Raw genomic sequence first — 16,865 nt, forward strand, 5'->3', positions numbered from 1 at the left:
AGGACCCTGTGATGGACGACCTGCTGCGCCTGGACGATCAGCTCGACGCCGACCAGCGACTGATCCGCGACACCGTCAGGTCCTTCGTCGCCGACCGCATCCTGCCGCACGTCGGGGACTGGTTCGAGGAGGCGGTCTTCCCCGCGCGCGAGCTCGCACCCGAGCTCGGCTCGCTCGGCCTGCTCGGCATGCACCTTCAGGGGTACGGCTGCGCCGGCACCGACGCCGTCTCCTACGGCGTGGCCTGCCGCGAGCTCGAAGCGGGCGACTCCGGGCTGCGTTCCTTCGTCTCCGTGCAGGGCTCGCTCGCCATGTTCCCCATCTGGAAGTACGGCTCCGACGAGCAGAAAGAGGAATGGCTGCCCCGCATGGCCGCCGGCGAGGCCATCGGCTGCTTCGGCCTGACCGAGCCCGACCACGGCTCCGACCCGGCCGGCATGCGCACGTACGCCAAGAAGGACGGCTCCGACTGGATCCTGAACGGCTCCAAGATGTGGATCACCAACGGATCCGTCGCCGACGTCGCGGTCGTGTGGGCGCAGACCGACGACGGCATCCGCGGCTTCGTCGTCCCCACCGACACCCCGGGCTTCAGCGCCCCTGAGATCCGCAAGAAGATGTCCCTGAGGGCCTCGGTCACCTCGTCCCTCTACTTCGACGACGTACGCCTGCCCGCCTCCGCCGTCCTGCCCGGCGTCACGGGCCTGCGCGGGCCGCTGTCCTGCCTGTCCGAGGCCCGGTACGGCATCGTCTGGGGCGTCACCGGCGCCGCCCGCGCCTGCGTCGAGGCCGCCGTCGACTACTCCAAGACCCGCGTCCAGTTCGACAAGCCGATCGGCGCGTTCCAGCTCACCCAGGAGAAGCTGGCCTGGATGTACGTCGGCCTCGCCCAGGCCGGCCTCACCGCCCTCCACCTCGGCCGGCTCAAGGACGCCGGCACCCTGGAGCCCCGGCAGATCAGCTTCGGCAAGCTGGCGAACGTACGGGCCGCGCTCGACATCGCCCGCCAGGCCCGCTCCATCCTGGGCGGCAACGGGATCACGCTGGAGTACCCTGTGATCAGACACATGAACAACCTCGAAAGCGTGCTCACCTACGAAGGCACCCAGGAAGTCCACACCCTGGTGCTCGGCGAGGCGCTGACCGGGCTGTCGGCTTACCGATGATGGTGGCGTCGCGGACAGCGCGGTAATCTCTGTACCCTTGCTGTTGCTAGGGGCGTTAGCTCAATTGGCAGAGCTGCGGACTTTTAATCCGTAGGTTCCGGGTTCGAGCCCCGGGCGCCCTACTATCCTCCACCTCGGATCATGCCCCTGAGCTGGGGCTTTTCCCTTGCCGGGCTTCGGGCTGGTAGGCAGCCGTACGCCGCTGGACGCCGCCGGATGCCACCCTCCGCGGAATACACGGAATGGATCTTGGCGCGTTTTCCCAGGTCGCAGCGGCAATCCGGGAGTCGTTACCGGGCCATTCCGCGGCAACGACGAAGGATCCCGAGACGCCCCGGGGTCCTGTCCTGAAGGTGCTGGTCATGCGGCATTGAGCGCGGCCAGGATGCGCTGGTTCGCCACCTCACGTTGACCGTCGATGCACTTGGCATAGACGCGTAGGAGCACATCGACGCCGTGCCCCGCCCGTTCGGCCGCCTCGGGAGCGTGCACGCCCGCGTTGAGCCAGAGCGACACGGCCGCGTGCCGAAGATCGTACGGGCGAGCCGCCAGCGGTGAGGCCACCTGGTCAGGGGTCAGCGCGTACGTACGCGCCTCGCGCCAGACCTTCGAGACGGTCGAGCCGGGGAAAGGCTTGCCCGATCCCGTCCTGAACAGCCGACCGTCCTCGGCCACCCCGAACCGGTCGATGTGCTCGCGCAGGATCTTCACCAGTTCGGGCGGGATCGGCACCAGGCGTGTCGCCTTCTGGTCCCGATGCTTCAACCCCCGCTCATCGTGGCTCTCCCCCGAGTCGGTGTAGCGCCTATTGCTCTCCGGGCGGGTCTTCTCCAGCGTGAGCATGCCCCATCCCTCGTCGGGGAGGTTACAGTCCTTCCTGCGCAGGCTCGACGCCTCGCCCGGCCGCAGCCCGGCGAAGTACATGCAGGCGAACATCGCCACCATCATCGGCCCCCTGCTCTTGCCGACGTAGCTGACGGCGGCCAGCAGCGCGCGTGCCTGCTGCGGATTGACCACCGCGCGCCGGTCCACTTCGCCACTGACCTTGACCTTGCGGAACTTGACCTTGTGCAGCGGGTTGGCGGACAGCTCCTCCGCGATCTCCGGAGTCGGAACGGGACGCCGGTTTTCAGGCAGGAAGGAGTACGTCAGCAGCGCGCTCCACGTACAACTGCCAAAGTCAGAGACCTCCTCCTGGCCACTGCCTTCTGCTCTTGGCATCTCTCCCATACGGCAGAATGCCGCCATGCGCTTGGGTTGGGACGCCCTGCACGGCTACGACTGGTCGCGCTTGTCGCACGCGTATGGGAGGGCGGTCGATACCCGGGGTCATTTGATGCGGCTACGAAAAAACGATGAGGCCGGCTGGGTCGAGGCGATTGAGCACCTCTTCGAGTCCGTCGTCCACCAAAGCTCTCTCTACTCCGCCACCGCACCAGCAGCGCTCGTAGTGGCCGGCCTACTGGAAGATCCTCGATTCGATCGGCCGATCTCGATCTTTGGGTGGTCGACAGAGCCAGTACGCGCCCACCTACTCGGCTTCCTTCACGCAGTGGCCGAGGGCACCGAGCCCGACAGAACCGAGAGCGAACTCTGGCAGGCCTACTGCACGATCTGCGACCGCGATACCTCGGGAGGTGAGGACAAGGAACTGGATACCGAGGACTACGACGCCATCATCCATTGCCGGGTCGTCGCCCCCGTCCTGGTCGATCCTGTTCTCCGGTGCGTAAGCCACAAGGAGCTGCAAACTCGGGTACAGGCTGCGGATGCAGCGGCGATGCTATGCCAGGTACCGACCGTCGCAAACCGACGAACCGAGATCATCACCCTGCTCGAAAGCCGAGCACGCGACGCCGACACCTACTACGAACGAGCCAAAGCCCTCTTTGCACTCGACCGGCTCGGCGCCGTAAATCGAGCGTTTCTCTTCGACCACGATACCAGGATCCGGGTCAGGGCCGCCTTCGCATCCAACCTCGCGGACGACCCGGACGGAACACAGGTCATCCTCGACGCGATCGCCAATCCGGACCACATCGCCGGCTGGTATCCCGACTCGGACCTGCAAACGCTCCCCGACGACTATCCGGATCGGCTGATCATTGAGGCCATCCGGCGAGTGCCAGACTTCGCCGAACTACTGCCGACAGCGCTTGCGGTGGCATCCAGGTCGAGCCGTTCCACCGGTTATCCGGACTGGAGCATGCTGCTGCAAGCCGCCTTTCCCGAACCATTCTCGACGACCGGTTCGCTGAACGATGCTCAGCGTGCTTACCTCCAAGCTCTGCTGGAGAACGACGAGATCTGGAACCTGTCGCCCGTAGAGACGTTCGGGCTGCCGCCGGACATGCTGTTCGCCCTGTTAGGGCTGCCCTACGACCGTCAGCTCCTGTCGGCCATTGTGAACACAGGCAGCTGACACAGCGTCGCGCGCTGACTTGATCGTCATGCCAGATGCGCGCCAGAACGGGCGGCGATCGGCGGTGAATTACGAGGACTCAGCCCGAGGCCCCGCCCGTTAACGTGCGATCGACCCCGTCGCCTGGACGACCATAGCCGCTACAAAAAGGCGTTCGGAAGTGATTTTCCGTAGGCCGCCAGGCACCGGGCAACGCAGTGTGAGCCGTCCCAGTTGCAGTTCCATGCCGTTCAGGGGCGTTCAAGGGGGACCGTGCATGCGTCCTGACCTGCAATGAACTGTCTGGAACCATGATCGGCCGAGCTGATAATCCGTAGGTTCCGGGTTCGAGCCCCGGGTGCCCTACCAGCCGAAACGCCCTTGGAACGATCTTCGTCCGAGGGTGTTCGCTAACGGATCTGCTAAAAGGCGTGCCTCGATGCCGCCTCTCCACGACTCCACTCGGGACAGGTCCCCCAGTCGCCGGGAACCCGGACCGGGAAACCTGTCCCCCAGTCGTCACAGCAGCTTGGCGCGTGGAGCACCCCAAGGATCAGGGCCAGGCTGCCGGCGAAGGCCCCTGCGCCCGCCATGCAGCACTGAGAGACGCTTGCTCCGTCGATGGCGACCAGAATGCCCGTCGTCTCTCCGACGATGGCTCCGATGAGTGCTGCGGGCGGCACGCTCGTGCTCGCCCCGCAGTCCGGCGACGTCTCCGTCACCGCCGCCGGTGCCTCGGCTTCCCTGAACGCCAGCACCACCACGGCCGCATCACCAACGCCCTCAAGAACACCGGCACCGCCGAGCCGGCCATCCACGCCACCACGTCCAACGGCGACATCACCGCCCGCAGGCTCTGAGCCACGGCCGGACCGAAGGGTCAAGGAGCGGGCTCGACGCGGGAGTGCCGCGCCTGGAACCAGTCGGCGGCGACGTCCGTTCCCGTGACGCGGCCGATCAGCGCCAAGGCCGAGCTGACGCTCTCGTCTATCTCCACGAGCTCGTCCGGGTCGTCGCACTGCATGCCGTCACCTCGTCCGGGCAGGGACGCGCTGGAAGTACAGCCGCGGACCGGCACCCGTGGGGTCGTGCATGCGAACCAGGAGTCCCGCTGCTCGGGCGGCAGGCTGCGGCTGTAGTCGTACCAAGTGGCGATGCCCTCAGGCGGTTCCGGCGGGACGTACCCCAGCACCTCGCATCAGAAGCGGCCGACACGCTCAGATGAAGTGCAGTCGAAGGCGACTTGGATCCCTGACGGATACCACCGGAATTCCTCCTATAGAGCACCACGCGTGCCGCGAGCGCCCACGTACACCCCGGCGGATTGGAGAAGTCCTGAATTTTCCGCGCCCACGGGGGTGCACGTCAAGAACGAGGACGTCATCGCGGCCGGCTCCGCGACCACGATCGAAGTGATCGCGACTCTGCTGCGCCGGCGAGCTGGGACGCACCCGGTCTCGTCGCTTCCGGGTAGGGCGGCCGCGATGAAGCCGTCAAGGCGTGGCGGAGAAGTCCTCCAGGACGTCGAAGAGCTCGATCGCCGAGGGGGCCTGCATGCCGGGCGCGTCGGCGTTGGCGTGCGCGGCCTTGAAGGAGTCGGACTTCATCCAGGCGCGGAAATCCTCGGCCGAGTCGAACTCCATGGTCGACACGTACGGGTCACCGGGCTTGGCCGGGCGCATCAGCAGGCTGCGCCGCAGGCCGGGCACCCCGGCGAGCGTCGCGCGCATGCTGGCGCTGAAGGTCTCCTCGAAGGAGGCGGCCTGTTCGGGAGCGACTTCGATGCGGTTGTGCACGACGTACATGGTGTTCCTCCGAGGATCGAGCCTGCCGGTGCCGCCATTTTACCGACATGGCGTCGGCAAACCCTCAGGCGCTCAGGGCGTCGTCTGCTCCGAGGCGCGGACGAACGGCTCCAGCAGGCCCCGTGCCGACTCCCAGACGGTGTGCAGGTCGGTGCCGGACTCGATCAGCCGGGACCCGGTGAACACGATGGCGTTGATCATCTCCGCCGTCTCCGGCACCGCGGGAACTCCGAGGAGGCGCAGCGTCTCCACGAGGGGCTCCAAGAGCTGCGCGTGCATGGCACGGGTCTGCTCGGCGACGGTGTCGCCCGGCACGACCTCGGCGAGGACGGTGGCCAGCGCGTGTTCGCCCTCGGCGATGAGCTCGAAGTTGGTCAGCACGTAGGCGAGTACGCGGTCGGCAGGGGTGGCCGCAGCGTCCATCGCCGCTGCCACCCTCGCCGACCAGCGGGGGAAGACGTCTTCCACGACCGCGTTGAGCAGGTCTCCCGACGACCGGAAGTACTGGTAGAGGCTGGACCTGGCAAGCCCGGCGCGCTCGGCGACCCTGGCCAGCGTCGGTGGCCGGCCGGTCTCCGCGAGGATCTCCCTGGCCGCGTCGAGCAGCGCCCGGCGCTGGGCGGCCCGATGCTCGGCGACAGTAGGGGCTTGAATGCGCGGCACCTGCCCTCCCCCATGGTCGGCCTACTCCGACAGTCTTCCATCCACCATCGACAGGACGCGATCGCAGTGGTCGAGCACCTCGTGATCGTGAGTGACCATGATCGTCGCGACGGCGAACTCGTGCGCCTCATGCGCCAGCAGCTTCACGATATCGTCGCTGCGGGCACGGTCGAGCGCGGCGGTCGGCTCGTCCACCAGCAGCACGGCCGGGCGGGTGACCAGCGCGCGGGCGATTCCCACGCGCTGCCGCTCGCCACCGGACAGCTGGTGGGGGCGGTGCCCGGCGCGGTGTCCCATCCCGACCCGGTCGAGCAGCTCTCGCGGATCGTGACCGCCGCCTGCGCGCTTGCCCGCTATGTCGAGCGCGAAGCGGAGCTGGTCGAGCGCGGTGAGGGCCGGGATGAGGTTGCCGGACTGGAAGACGAACCCGATCCGTTCGCGCCGGTGGCGCGCCTTCTCTCGCGAGCTCGCCTTGGTGATGTCGACGCCGTCGATCAGAACCCTGCCGGTGTCGGGTGTGGTGAGCGCGCCGGCGACGGCGAGCAGGCTCGACTTGCCGGCTCCTGACGGCCCCACGATGGCGACGAACTCGCCGGCCGCCACGTCGAGGTTGACATCATCGAGCGCGGTGACCGTGGCGTCGCCGTCGCCGAGTGACAGGGTGACGCCCTCCATCAGCAGGCCGCCGCGCTCTTGGGCACCGGCCAGGCGGGAGTCCGGACGCTGGGACCTGGAACGAGTGGTCATCGCTGCCCTCCCAGGGCTACGAGCGGGTCGACGCGGACGATGCGGCCCACGGCCGCCGCGGCACCGGCGAGGCCGAGGCCGACGAGGATCAGGGCGGCGAGGACGAGCGGGCCCGCCTCCAGGGCGAACGGCATGGGCGTGGTGGTGAGCATCGCGCCGCCGCCGACCCCTATCAGGAAGCCCACGGCGGTGGACACGGTCAGGATGACGGCCGCCTGGATCATCGTGTCCCGCATGAGGTAGCCGGTGGAGGCGCCCATGGCCCGTACGACGGCGAGCTCGTGCTTGCGCTGGATCGTCCACACGGTGAAGAACGTCCCGACGACGAGCGCGGAGATGGCGTACAGGAAGACCTGGATGAGCGTGAGCGTGGAGATCTCGGCGGTGTAGCCGGGCGAGGCTCCGAAGGACTCTTCGAGCGTCATGCTCGCGGTGCCCGCCGCGGCGTCGCCCCCGGCCAGGTCGATCTCGTCACCGTCCCGTGCGCGCAGGGCGATGGCCGTGGCTTCTTCGTACGCTTCCGCACGCACCTCGTCACCCGGGCCGGCGCCGGCGTGCACCTGCTGCCAGGAGCGCAACGGCAGGTACGCCACATCGACGTGCCCGAACGTGCGCTGGTCGCCGGTGGTTCCGACGATCTTGAGCTGTGTGCCCAGGCGGTCGATGACGACGGTGTCGCCGATCGCCAGGCCCTCGTCCAGGACGGTCTGGCTGACCACGATCCCGTCGAGGTCGCCCAGCCCGGCGCCGTCGGAGACGGGCGGCGTGAGAAACGAACCGGGCTCGACGCCGAACAGCGCCAGGTCGATCGGCACCTCGGTGCCGGCTCGCGTCGTGGCCTTGGCGTTGACCAGCATGACGCCGAACGGCGCGGCGTCGCCGACGTCGTCGCGGCCCTTCCATGTCTCGGCCTTGCTCACGTCGACGGTGCTGCGGGAGAAGGCGGAGTCGGTCTTGGTGCCCTCGGCGAAGGCGAACGCGGTGACGGGCAGCCGTTGGAGCCCGGAGACGCCGTCGTTGACGAGCCCCGAGGAGAGGCCGGACAGCAGGACGACGAGGATTGCGATAAGGGCGACGACTCCGCCCATCAGGCCGAAACGTGCGCGGGCGAAGACCAGCTCGCGCCAGGCCAGGAACATGGCACTCCTTGACGGGAAAGGGGATTTCACGGAACCGACGCCTTAGTTACCGACGCGCCGTCGACAAGATACCAACATGGTGTCGGAAAGATGAAACTCGACGCGTCAGCCACGAGAGACGTCATGAGCCCCGCATCGGCGTGCTAACGCGGGCCGCCGGGTCGCGGGAAAGCTCCGCGAAGGAGCGGTTACACCGCCGTGCGGCGATGGCGCACGCCACGGACAGACCGATGGCGACGTACAGGGCGGGATTGACGAAGGCCGGGACCAGATCGACGACCTGGTCGCCGGATGTGCACCACGGGTCGCTCAGTGGCCACAGGCTGTGGTCATCCGGAAGGGCATCCGAGTAGGCGTACCCACGGGACATGCATGGATCCTCCAGATCCTTCTAGAAGAAGCCGCCGTAGAAGAATCCGGCCCCATAGATCGCCACCGCGGCGCAGGCCGCCGTGACGCTGCCCTCGATCCACACCGTCCACGCTCGCCGCCGGCGTTTCTTCAGCGCACTGACGGCAATGTGGACGGCCAGCCCCGCCGCGACGAGCGCGACCAGGGGCCAGCCTAGAGACAGCAGGAGGAGGGATATGCCCAAGAAGGCAGTCATGGGCACCATTGATACCGGGCGCGACCTGCGGACGCTTTCGAGCGCGTGGCCCGCGCCGACCTCCCTCCTGTACGTCCGCAGGTCAGGACGGCGTGATCGCTACCGCCCTCCGCAGGAGCCGGCGACGGTGACGTTCTCGAACGAGGTCTGCGTGGAGGCGTAGAGCCCGACGCCGCCGCTGCGTACGACGGTGTCGCGGCCCTTCAGGATCTGCGTGCCGTTCAACGTCACGGTGAGGCGGTCGCCGTGGATCGCCGCGCCCAGCCGTACGGGACCCGTCAGCGGGTCGGTGATGTCCGCCTTGGCCACGATGAAGGGGCCCGAGGCGTGGGCTTCGCGGATGATGCTCGCGTACCGGTCTCCGTCACCGGTCTTACCGACATGGATCCGGTACCCGTACGCGTCCGTGCTGTCGCGCAGCGAGATTCCCGCGTTGCCGGCCGATCCCTCGAGCGTGAGCGTGGTCTCCACGGCGTAGTCGCACGTGTCGGAGAAGCGTTTCGGCAGGGTCGAGTCGGCCAGGACGTGCGCCCGGCCACCCCCGGCGGGCGGCGTGAGGCGCAGTGCGCCCGAGGCGACGGACACGGATCCGGTGATCCCCCGCCAATTGGCCTGATCGATGCCTTCCCTGATCACGATGTCGTCGAAGGACGCGGCCCGCCGGTGCGTGTAGGCGGCGGCGCCGCCCGTCGGCAGTTGCGTGTCCTCCGCGGTGATCGACGTATCGCCGACTTTGGCGCTCAGGTGCTTCCCGATCGCGGAGACGACCAGCTTGTGCGGGACGTTGGCGCTGATCGGCAGTTCGGTCTCCGCGAGAACCGTGGTCTGCGCGTCGTAGATCTTGACGAGCTTCAGCGTCGCTCCCGACGTGGAGTTGAGCACTTCTGCCCGGTAGTAGTTGCGGGAATCGTGGTAGCGGAACGCGAGACCGGTACGGGAGGTCGTCTGGCCGCGCGGCCCGGGGACGATGTCCGCGGACATGACCACGTCGTCGGGTACGTCGTACAGCGCCGCGAACGACACCATGTCCGCGGTCGAGGTTTGGGCGAGCTGCCCGCCGGTCACCACCCAGGTCCCCTGGACCGGCCGCCAGCCGCCGAAGGATTCGCTGAAGTCGTGAACGGTGCGGTCCAGGCCGGCGTCGTCGAACTCCTCACCGAGCACGGGCGCCGGGGCGAAGCGTTCCTGACGTGACACGGTGACCAGGTCGCCGGTGCGGGTGAAGGCGACAGAGGCGTCGTTCACCGTCACCGCGGTCGCGTCCGGCGCGTGGAGGGAGAGCGTGCCGGTGTACGGGTCGCCGAGCGAGATCCGGGCGGTCGTGCCGCGCAGTTCCACACTGATGTCGGACACCGGCGCGGACGCGCTGATGACGGTGTCGCCCGCGTCGGTCAGCGACGTCCCCCTCGTCAGCGCGTACCTGGTGAGCCCGCCGCCCGAGGCGCGCTCGAGGTACGCGGTCTCGCCGTCGGTCGTGGCGGCCCCGAACGTCCTCGACGAGGGAGTCGCCTCCCGCGACAGGTAGAAGCGCCCGGTCGCGCCCGGCAGGCCGATCTCCAGCGCCGTCGCCACGGAGTGAGGCACCCCGGACATGGCGATGCGTCTTGCCGTCACCGAGGGCGCCGCGCCGGCCGGGCCGGGGACCACGACCGTGTCCAGTCCCGTCGCACCAGTGGTGGACCAGTCGTACGACAGGTAGTCGACGTTGGTGAGCACCCGGTCGCCGACGCGCACCGCGCCGTTCTTGCTGATCCTGGGGGTCACCGCGGCGCCGGACGTCGCCACCGGGATGAGCCGCACGCCGGCGACGGGCGCGGCCCCCGGCACGGTGTCGAACCCGACCGTGGCGATCTTCGTCGACGGATCGACGGTCACCGGATCGCCGGGGAAGTGCCAGAGCTGCCGGTAGGCGTGCCTGGCGGTGTCGCCGGTGAGGGAGTCGGAGACCACCCAGAAGCCGGGCTTGACGAAGTAGACCGCACGATCGTGCTCGACCGGCCGGTACCCCATCGCCGCACCGCGGTAGATGTCGAGGCCCGCGTTCGAGCGCCACAGCGACGTCGTGCGGGGGACGCCTTTGGCCTGCGGCTCTCCATCGACCTCGATGGTATTGTGCGCCTCGGTCTGGCGGCGCATCCATTCGTTCGTCGGAGTGGCGCTGTAGTCCCCCACCCCGGAGTCGACGATCAGCGGACGCCCGTACGCGGCCATCACCAGGCTGAGGTCGTCAGGATGCCGATGCGAGGCGGTGTAGCTGGAATGCTGGTTGTTGATCAGCATGTACCGGGCGTCGGCGTCCCATCCGGAACGCTGCACCGCGAAGCTGATCGGGAACACCGTGGACGACAGCGTCGGCTCGCTCCCCTGCGTCCGGCCCGAGGCGACCCAGGTGAAGTCGGGCCAGGAGTTGCGCACGCCGCTCCTGCGGATGGCCGACGTGCCCGCGGTGGTGTTCGGCGTGTCGCCGATCGCCGCGGGTTCGAGGTTCGGCTGGCGGGTCGCGAACAGCGAGTCCGCGATCCAGTCCGCCGCCTGGACGAGGTATTCGGGAACGTTCCGCCCGTTGAGCTCCGCGACCGCGATGACGGAGTTGAGGAGGTCCGCCACGTACGCCTGATAGTTGAAGGCCGGCTCGCGGTACACGCCGTCGCCCTTCAGGAACGCGCGCAGGAACCGCTCGGCCGAGCGCACCGCGAACCACTCCCAGCCGGACGCCGCCGAGAACTCGGGCAGGTACACCGCCGCCGCGTGGACGGAGCGGGCCATCGACATGTACCAGTTGTTGCCGACGTGCTCCTGCATCACGCCGGCGAGGAAGTTCGTCGTGACGTGCACGCCGGTCAGGTACGTCACGAGATCACCGGAGTCGATGCCGGGATCGGCCCTGAACACGGAGAACCCGCTGACCATCTGGGCGAGCCGCTTGGCCGCCGACAGGTTGCGGCCCTTCGGCCAGCTCTGGTTGTCGGCGAAGAAGTCCAGCGAGATGTCCATCCACGCCTTCGCGTACGCCGCGCGCTTGGCCGGGTCGCTCTCGGACACGTACGCGTAGGTCAGTTTGGGCATGAACGTGAAGTCGCTCATCAGCGTCTGCGCGCCGCCCGGGGCGGCCTGCGTCCCGCCCCAGAGGTCCTGCCAGTCGATGTCGATCCGCTGCTCGGCGCTGTCGTAGAAGTTCCTGGTCTGGGAGCCGAACCGGAAGATTCCCGCCGCGATCTCGTCGGCGGTGGCGTCGCCGCCGCCCAGGCCCGCGGCCGGAGCCGGGTAGTGCACGTCGGTGCGGCCCGCGTAATACGCCTTGAGCTCGCTCGCGGCGCCTTCCTCGTCACCGGCGGCCAGCTCGGCCGCCACCGCGCCGAGCCCCGGGCGGGTCAGGTCGAGCAGCCTGCCGAGATCCGACATGTCGGCGGCCGCTGCACCGGCCGGCACGAGCAGCGCCGCCACCAGAGCCGGCGCGACCGCCGCGCATAACCTGCCCGTCCACCCCTTGAGAGCCACGGTCAATCACCCGCCTGTTCCTCGTACTCGGCCTTGATCTTGTTGCCCACCCGGTCCATGAACTTCTTGATGGCCGGCTGCCACGCGGAGACGGGCTTGTTCCCGAGCTGGATCTCCAGCAGCACCGCGTCCAGCTCCTGCTGCTCGCTGGCCGCCTTGCTGGCGGCGGTCTCCGAGTACAGCCCGAGCGTCGGGTCCGCAACGGCGAGTGGGACGCCGGCGACCTGGTGGTCGTGCTGGTCCTTGACGGCCTGGCGGTTGCCCGGCTCGTAGATGACGGGCGAGGCCTCGGCGATGTACCGCACCGGCAGGAACACCTGGCTGCGCCCGGCCTCGGTGAGTACCGGGTCGGAGCCGTCGCGGGTGAACGTCTCGCCCTCGACGCCGTACCGGAGTGCCAGGTACTCGCTGCTGCCGAAGGGCGAGCACAGCCAGTCGAGGACCTTGAGTATCTGCTTGATCCGATCGGCGTCGCCGGTCTTGGCGATGGCGGTGAAGCTCGACAGGGTTGGGCCTGGTGTGCGTACCCGCTGCCCCTTGCCGTCGCGGGTGGGCGAGAGCATGCCGGTCAGGCGGAAGCCGGGCACGTCCTTGGCCTGGCCGTAGAACTTGCCCCACCCGGCGTATCCGCCGATCGTGAACGCGGTCGTGCCGGCCAGCATCCACGCGTTGCGCTTGGTGTTGGGCACGCCCGCGTGGTCGGGGTGGATCACCCCCGACTTCACCAGCTCGACGGTGTCCGCGAGTGCCTGCATGAACTGCGGTGTCGTCCCCGAGTGGGTGAAGACGCCGCCTTCCGCCTGCCAGACGCCGGCGCCGCCGGGCCAGTTGCCGGTGATCCCGTTCATCTCGAGGATCGTGGTGAACGGGATCTGCCCGAACGCCCACCGGCCGGCCCGCTCGTCGGTCAGCGCCCGCGCCATCTCCTTGAACTCGTCCCACGACTCGGGCTGAAGGCTGAGTCCCGCCTTGGCCAGCAGGTCGGCCCTGGTGTACAGCACGGTCCCGATCCGCGCCCGCGGCACGGGGACGCCCCAGATCCGCTGGTCGTAAATGGTGGCGCGCCAGGCGTCCGTGGGGAGGGCGGCGAGGTTCGGGTACGCGAGGACCGCATCCCCTGACAGGTACTCGGTGAGGTCGGTGAACGTCGCCTTCAGCATGGCCGGCATCTGCTGGAAGACGCCCTGGATGGCCACGATGTCCGGCAGATCGCCACCGGCGATGGTCGTGGCGACCTTGCTCTTGTAATCGGCCGAGGCGACGTATGTGATCTTCAGCTCGGTGCCGATCTGCCTGTTGAGGTTCTGCCAGTAGGGGTTCGCGTCGAGCGCGGGGGCGATCGGGTCATAGGTGTACGTCAGTGCCGTGACGGGTGCGCCCTGCACCGGTTGCGCTGCGGCGCCGGCGCCGGACGGGTAGGTGAAGTAGCCCGGCGACACACCGGCCGGCTTGGCGGCCAGGTCGGGCTCGGCCACGGTGACGGGCTTGTAGGTAGGCGGCTTGACCGGCCCTGATGAGCCGTTCGGCGCGCTCGGGCCGCCGTCACCGCAGGCCCCGAGCAGCGGGGCCAGCCCCGCCGCCGCGCCGAGTGCCAGGACGTGGCGGCGGCTGAAGGTGGGTGCCACGTCGTCTCCTTTCCACATTGCGTGGACGAGCGGTCAGCCCTTGACGGCGCCGACCATGAGTCCCTTGGCGAAGTGCTTCTGGATGAAGGGGTAGATGAGCAGGATGGGCAGGACGGAGATGACGAGGATCGCCATCTGGACGGAGATCTGCGGCGGCAGGTTCTCCAGGCTCGAGCTGAGCTGGTCGGCCCCGATCGGGGTGTTGTTGACGACGTAGGTGCGCAGCACCAGTTGCAGCGGCCACTTCTCCGGTGACTGGAGGTACAGCATCGCGGAGAAGAAGGCGTTCCAGTACGCCACCGCGTAGAACAGCCCGATCACGGAGACGACCGCCTTCGACAGCGGCAGCACGATCCGCAGCAGGATGCGCAGCTCCCCCGCGCCGTCGATGTGGGCGCTCTCCCTCAGCTCGCGCGGGATCTCCTGGAAGAACGCGCGCATGACGATGACGTTGAACGCGTTCACCAGCACCGGCAGGATCAGTGCCCAGTAGCTGTCCAGCAGGCCGAGCTGCTTGACCGTCAGGTACATCGGGATGATGCCCGGGTTGAACAGCAGGGTGAAGAGCGTCATCAGCAGGACCGGCTTGTGCAGCAGCGAACCCGGCCGCGACAGCGCGTACGCCAGAGCGATCGTGGCGACGAGGCTGAGCGCCGTGCCGACCACGGTGATGCCGGCGCTCACCAGCAGCGCGCGGGTGACGATGCCGCCGGACAGGACGGCCCGGTAGGCGTCCAGCGTCGGTTCGTTCGACCACAGCACGAAGCCGCCCGCCTTGTTGACCTCCTCCGGGGAGGCGATGCTGGTCACGAGCACCGCCCAGAACGGCACCAGGACCGCCAGGCAGCCCAGGCCGAGCACGAGTCCCCGCGCGCCGACCCCCAGCTTGCTCGGCTCGCCCATCCAGACCGGACGCTCACCGCGGCCCGAACGTGGCCTGGTGCGTGCGGCGCGGCGCGCCACGGGCGCCGCGGCCGCCGCGGGTCGGCTCGTCATTTGGCGTACACCCCCTGCTCGCCCAGGGCGTGGGCCAATCTGTTGGCGCCGAGCACGAGCGCGACGCCGACGATGCCCTTGATGAGCCCCACCGCGGCCGCAGTGCCCCAGTCGCCGCCGACGATGCCGTGGTTGTAGACGTACGTGTCGAGCACTTCGCCGGCGCCGGCGCCGACCTGTGCCTGCTGCAGGATGATCTGCTCGAACCCGACGGACAGCGAGTCGCCGAGCCGCAGAATCAGCAGCAGGACGATCACCGGGCGGATGGCGGGCAGGGTCACGTGCCACAGGCGGCGCGCCGCCGATGCGCCGTCCACCACCGCAGCCTCCATCTGCGCCGGATCCACCCGGGACAGCGCGGCGAGGAAGATGATCGTCGACCAGCCGGTGTCCTTCCAGATCACCTGCGATGTGATCATGAGCTTGAACAGCTCGGGCACGCCGATGATCTGGAATGTGGCGAGGTCCGCCGAGCGCAGCCAGGCGTTGAGCATCCCGCCGTTGCCGAACATCTGCTGGAACAGGGCGACCACGATCACCCAGGACAGGAAGTGCGGCATGTAGAGGATCGACTGGGCGAGGCGCTTGAGCCGTTCGCTGATCGTCGCGTTGAGGATCAACGCGAGGCAGATCGGCAGCGGGAACACGAAGATCACCTGGATCAGCGTGATGATCACCGTGTTGACGAGCGCGTTGAGGAAGACCGGGTCGCCGGTGAACACCGGCTCGAAGTTGTCGAACCCGACGTACGGGCTGTGCCAGACGCCGAGGAACGGCTGGAAGTCCTGGAAGGCGATGATGTGCCCGCCGAGCGGCAGGTAGTGGAACAGCAGCAGCGCCGTGACCCCGGGAAGCGCGAGCAGCAGCAGGACCCGGTCGCGCCGCCAGCGGTCGCGCAGGCTACGCATCGCAGGTCCCCGCCGATAGGGGCCGGCCCGCCGCGCAGGCCTCCACCGCCGCCCGCAGCCGGTCGTCGGCGTTGCCCGCGACCCTCCTGCTCCGGGCGGCCGCGGGCGCCGGGTCGGTGGCGATCTCGGTGACCGCCGCGACGACCGCCGCCGCGGCACGATGGTCGAGCTCGATCACCATGTCCGGGGCGCCGAGGTCGGCGAACATCTGCGACTTCGTGGTCTCGGTCGGCTGCCGGAGGTAGATGGCCGGGGTCGCATGCCGTACGGCCATGATCGGCGAATGGCACTCCATGCTGACCACCAGCGACGAGGCGGCGTAGACCCCGGTCGCCTCCTCGAGCGGCCAGTACCGGTCGAGGAGCCGGACCTGATCGAGCGTCTGCGGGCTGAGGAGCTGGGGAAGCTGTGCGTGCGCGAGCTCGACGGCGTAGCTCATCTCGGGCACCACGACGGCGGGCAGGCCGCTGACGCGCACCCAGGTCTCGATCGCCGCCGCCAGCACCGCCAGGTCGTGCGTCGCGGTGGCCCGGTTGACCGCGTCGCGCCGCATCTGCTCGCGGGTCGGCTCGGTGCCGTAGATCTTCGCGTACGGGGCGTAGCGCAGCCGCGGGACGAAGCAGGCGAACCGGCCGGGTCGCAGGCCGAAATCCTCCAGCAGGCGGGCGGCGGCGACGGCGTCGGTGTGGTCGAACGCGAACGTGCCGTCAGGGCCGAAGGCGAGGTCGGGCCCGGTGATCTTCTGGCCGCGCAGGGTGGCCAGAGTCAGCGTTTCCCGGCAGTACACGAAGTCGGCGCCGTCGAAACGGTCCTTGACGTCGTCCTGGATGTAGGACGGCGGGAGCAGCTCGACCATCTGGGCCAGCTCCGGCAGCGTCGCCGTGGTCGGCGGGCAGAGCGGGTCCACAGTGATCCCGAAATATCCGTACGGGCGGCCCACGTGCTCGCGCCACCAGTCGATCTCACTGCCCTGGAAGGCGTCGGCACCCGATCCGTGCATCAGGACGTCCGCGCCGTCGATCGCGGCGGCCAGCTCCGGGGTGCTCGGCCCGTCCGCGCCGAGGGTGCCATCGACGATGCGCAGGCCTGGGAACGCGTGCCGCAGCATGGACCGTTCGCGCTCTTCCAGCCGCACCGGCCAGAGGACGACCTCGACCTCGGGGGCGAACCGCTGAAACGCCCGCACCACGCCAGGGGAGTGAGCCACGTCGCCGATGTTCACCGTCGCCCATGAGGACCGCAGGAGGACGGTACGACGTGTTGATGTCATATATACTCCTTGTTGACGCAACGTTAATTCAAAATAGGGA

General features: G+C 68.7%; 14 protein-coding genes and 1 tRNA gene. 3 read left to right on the top strand and 12 right to left on the bottom strand.

Annotated elements, in window-relative coordinates; all coding sequences use genetic code 11:
• Window positions 1-11 precede the first annotated feature (11 nt).
• Both AB0K67_RS22775 and AB0K67_RS22780 read left to right on the top strand, forming a co-directional pair.
• The gene (locus tag AB0K67_RS22775; RefSeq protein ID WP_364063457.1) at window positions 12-1,166 is read left to right on the top strand and encodes an acyl-CoA dehydrogenase family protein; all 1,155 of its coding nucleotides are present in this window, start codon (window positions 12-14) and stop codon (window positions 1,164-1,166) included.
• 49 nt (window positions 1,167-1,215) lie between these two features.
• A tRNA-Lys gene (locus AB0K67_RS22780) sits at window positions 1,216-1,288 on the top strand.
• A gap of 238 nt (window positions 1,289-1,526) precedes the next feature.
• Here the strand turns inward: AB0K67_RS22780 and AB0K67_RS22785 are convergent.
• Window positions 1,527-2,414 carry a tyrosine-type recombinase/integrase gene (locus tag AB0K67_RS22785; RefSeq protein ID WP_364063460.1) on the bottom strand — a complete coding sequence of 296 codons (888 nt, stop codon included), beginning with the start codon at window positions 2,412-2,414 and terminating at the stop codon, window positions 1,527-1,529.
• On the opposite strand from AB0K67_RS22785, the gene AB0K67_RS22790 reads away from it, so the two are divergent.
• Window positions 2,413-3,588, top strand: a complete 1,176-nt coding sequence (locus tag AB0K67_RS22790; protein ID WP_364063463.1) for a hypothetical protein — start codon at window positions 2,413-2,415, stop codon at window positions 3,586-3,588. The two genes, AB0K67_RS22785 and AB0K67_RS22790, sit on opposite strands and share 2 nt — an antisense overlap.
• A gap of 859 nt (window positions 3,589-4,447) precedes the next feature.
• On the opposite strand, the gene AB0K67_RS22795 is transcribed toward AB0K67_RS22790, so the two are convergent.
• From AB0K67_RS22795 to AB0K67_RS22845, 11 genes are all read right to left on the bottom strand, one after another.
• A complete protein-coding gene (locus AB0K67_RS22795) occupies window positions 4,448-4,591 on the bottom strand; it encodes a hypothetical protein (RefSeq protein WP_364063466.1) in 144 nt (47 codons plus the stop codon).
• Between the two features lie 469 nt (window positions 4,592-5,060).
• On the bottom strand, window positions 5,061-5,372 hold the full coding sequence (locus AB0K67_RS22800; protein WP_364063469.1) for an antibiotic biosynthesis monooxygenase: 312 nt from the start codon (window positions 5,370-5,372) through the stop codon (window positions 5,061-5,063).
• A gap of 72 nt (window positions 5,373-5,444) precedes the next feature.
• Window positions 5,445-6,035, bottom strand: a complete 591-nt coding sequence (locus AB0K67_RS22805) for a TetR/AcrR family transcriptional regulator (protein WP_364063472.1) — start codon at window positions 6,033-6,035, stop codon at window positions 5,445-5,447.
• 21 nt (window positions 6,036-6,056) lie between these two features.
• Complete coding sequence (locus AB0K67_RS22810; RefSeq protein WP_364063475.1) at window positions 6,057-6,782, bottom strand: ABC transporter ATP-binding protein; 726 nt, start codon at window positions 6,780-6,782, stop codon at window positions 6,057-6,059.
• Complete coding sequence (locus AB0K67_RS22815; RefSeq protein ID WP_364063478.1) at window positions 6,779-7,921, bottom strand: ABC transporter permease; 1,143 nt, start codon at window positions 7,919-7,921, stop codon at window positions 6,779-6,781. Before AB0K67_RS22815 ends, AB0K67_RS22810 begins: the two co-directional genes overlap by 4 nt.
• A 391-nt stretch (window positions 7,922-8,312) precedes the next feature.
• On the bottom strand, window positions 8,313-8,528 hold the full coding sequence (locus AB0K67_RS22820; RefSeq protein ID WP_364063481.1) for a hypothetical protein: 216 nt from the start codon (window positions 8,526-8,528) through the stop codon (window positions 8,313-8,315).
• A 99-nt stretch (window positions 8,529-8,627) separates the two neighbouring features.
• The gene (locus AB0K67_RS22825) at window positions 8,628-12,026 is read right to left on the bottom strand and encodes an alginate lyase family protein (RefSeq protein ID WP_364063484.1); all 3,399 of its coding nucleotides are present in this window, start codon (window positions 12,024-12,026) and stop codon (window positions 8,628-8,630) included.
• A 2-nt stretch (window positions 12,027-12,028) separates the two neighbouring features.
• Entirely contained in the window at window positions 12,029-13,651 is a 1,623-nt protein-coding gene (locus AB0K67_RS22830) for an extracellular solute-binding protein (protein WP_364063487.1), read from the bottom strand.
• A gap of 33 nt (window positions 13,652-13,684) precedes the next feature.
• Window positions 13,685-14,647, bottom strand: coding sequence for a carbohydrate ABC transporter permease (locus AB0K67_RS22835; RefSeq protein WP_364063490.1), 963 nt, complete (start codon window positions 14,645-14,647; stop codon window positions 13,685-13,687).
• Window positions 14,644-15,555: an ABC transporter permease subunit gene (locus AB0K67_RS22840; protein WP_364063493.1), complete on the bottom strand. Its 912-nt coding sequence runs from the start codon at window positions 15,553-15,555 to the stop codon at window positions 14,644-14,646. Before AB0K67_RS22840 ends, AB0K67_RS22835 begins: the two co-directional genes overlap by 4 nt.
• A complete protein-coding gene (locus tag AB0K67_RS22845) occupies window positions 15,548-16,825 on the bottom strand; it encodes a polysaccharide pyruvyl transferase family protein (RefSeq protein ID WP_364063496.1) in 1,278 nt (425 codons plus the stop codon). The genes AB0K67_RS22840 and AB0K67_RS22845 overlap by 8 nt, the downstream gene beginning before the upstream one ends.
• Window positions 16,826-16,865 lie beyond the last annotated feature (40 nt).

It is taken from the genome of Nonomuraea sp. NPDC052634 (assembly GCF_040678535.1).
Classification (GTDB): domain Bacteria; phylum Actinomycetota; class Actinomycetes; order Streptosporangiales; family Streptosporangiaceae; genus Nonomuraea; species Nonomuraea fastidiosa.